The following is a 2104-nucleotide window of genomic DNA, read 5'->3' as shown; positions in this document are numbered from 1 at the left end:
CTTCAAATCGCGGCGTGAAAGAACCGGCCGAACCACTGTCCGGAAAACGCGAGGCCCCTCACTTCGCAACTTCATGATCACCAACGGGCCGCGCCCGTCCTGCATAGACCCCCGCATTCCTTCCAAACTCCCAGCTCAGCCAGCCCTCAACCGACTACGCAACAGCGTGTGCCACGAACGAGGAATGGTGATCGCAATGTAGGAGCGATTTCAGGAATCGATGCTGTGCAGAAGATGAAGGTTTGGCCCTTCGGAGTCGCCTTTCGGGAGGAGGCTTCAAACCACCACATGCTGCGTTGGCTGAAGACCGTCGTGGTGAGCGATGTGGAAAAGGCGCCGTGAGAGGTGTCAGGTGGGGACCAGGAAGATGAGTGAAACCGAACCGCTGTTGACGTGTCGTTACGTTTTAGGTGGCATCAGAACCGTGGTCCTTGCTGTTGGCTGCGGGATGAGTCTGGCGGGTGCCCGATGACTGGCCAGGCGGTGCTCGGCATGGAGGCGGCATGAGCCTGGTCTGCGGCTTCTGCATGGAACGTGGGAAGGCGTGTCTCGATACCGCCCCGGGTAGCCGGGCGAGAGGGAGTAGCCGAGCGGGATGTGCCCGCGAGGTGTGAGTACCGATGCGAGACGCGCTGGCGGACCGGCCCGTAGTAGTGACGAAGCCCTGGTAATCGGGGTGGAGCGAAGGGGTCGGGCCATCCGCAGTTGGTTCGTCTGGTCAACCAGAACGCAAAACGGTCTGGGAGGAACTAGGGGGAGCGAGCTGACATTGTCAGAGAAACCGTTAGAGATTTCAAAGTGGGAAGTCTGGGAAGCGTACGAAAGAGTCAAGGCGAACAAGGGAGCACCCGGAGTCGACGACGTGAGCCTGGGGGAGTTCGAGAAGGATCTGAAAGGAAATCTGTACAAGATCTGGAATCGGATGTCCTCGGGCAGTTACTTCCCGCCTCCGGTGAAAGCGGTGCGGATACCGAAACCGCAGGGTGGGGTCAGAACACTCGGTGTGCCCACTGTGGGTGACCGGGTGGCGCAGACCGTGGTGGCCCGCAGGATCGAGGAGAAGGTCGAACCGATCTTCCACCCCGACTCCTACGGCTACCGGCCGCACGGTCGGCGCTGGACGCGGTAGCGGCATGCCGGCAACGGTGCTGGCGCTACGACTGGGTCGTCGATCTGGACGTCCAGGCGTTCTTCGACAGCGTCGACCACGACCTCATGATCAAAGCGGTGGAGGCGAACACCGACCTGCCGTGGGTACTGCTGTACGTCAAACGGTGGCTCATCGCCCCGATGCAGCAGCCCGACGGTAGCCTGCAACCCCGAGACCGGGGAACCCCGCAAGGGTCCGCGGTCTCACCCGTGCTGGCGAACCTGTTCCTGCACTACGCGTTCGACACCTGGATGGCCCGGACGTTCCCGTCCGTGCCGTTCGAACGCTACGCCGACGACGCGGTGGTGCACTGCGCCAGCGAACGCCAGGCGCACCTGGTGCGCCAGGCGATCGAGGACAGGATGGTCGAGGTCGGGCTGCGCCTGCACCCGGACAAGACCAGGATCGTGTACTGCAAGGACACCAACCGGCGAGGCGCCCATCCGGACACCTCGTTCACGTTCCTCGGGTACACGTTCCGTCCTCGCGGGGCCAAAGATCGTCGAGGGGACGTGTTCACCGCGTTCCTCCCGGCGGTCAGCAAGGACGCTCTCAAAAGACTCAGCCGTACCGTCCGGCGATGGCAGATCCACCGCCGGTTGGACCTCAGCTGGGCCGAACTCGCCGAGATGATCAACCCCGTCGTACGCGGGTGGATGAGCTACTACGGGCGGTTCTACCGCTCCGAGCTCAACCTCCTCCTGGCGCGCATCAACTCCTACCTGGTGCGTTGGATCCGCAAGAAGTACCGGCGGCTACGACCCCGACGCAAGGCCCGAGTCGTGTGGGAACGCATCATCGCGCAACACCCGCGCTACTTCGCGCACTGGGCCTGGGTCCGTAACCCTCTGATGATGGCCAGGGTGGTACGAGCGGAGTGACGGGAGACTGTCTGCTAGCGGACACTGAAAAATCCTTGTTGACGGACAGTTGAGTCCCTGCCCGCGGACAGCA

At 62.7% G+C, this 2104-nt stretch carries 2 protein-coding genes; both read left to right on the top strand.

Annotation, left to right across the window (positions count from 1 at the left end):
* Nucleotides 1–1003: 1003 nt before the first annotated feature.
* The gene (locus ACFHWU_RS29000; protein ID WP_416592278.1) at nucleotides 1004–1129 is read left to right on the top strand and encodes a hypothetical protein; all 126 of its coding nucleotides are present in this window, start codon (nucleotides 1004–1006) and stop codon (nucleotides 1127–1129) included.
* Nucleotides 1117–2031 (top strand): reverse transcriptase domain-containing protein, encoded by a 915-nt coding sequence (locus tag ACFHWU_RS28995; RefSeq protein ID WP_416592279.1) that lies wholly within the window; start codon nucleotides 1117–1119, stop codon nucleotides 2029–2031. The genes ACFHWU_RS29000 and ACFHWU_RS28995 overlap by 13 nt, the downstream gene beginning before the upstream one ends.
* The last annotated feature ends 73 nt before the right edge of the window (nucleotides 2032–2104 follow it).

It is taken from the genome of Micromonospora sp. LOL_015 (assembly GCF_048060275.1).
GTDB lineage: Bacteria > Actinomycetota > Actinomycetes > Mycobacteriales > Micromonosporaceae > Micromonospora_E.
Note: the sequence above shows the minus strand (reverse complement) of the source record. Positions and strands in the feature narration are given on the sequence as shown.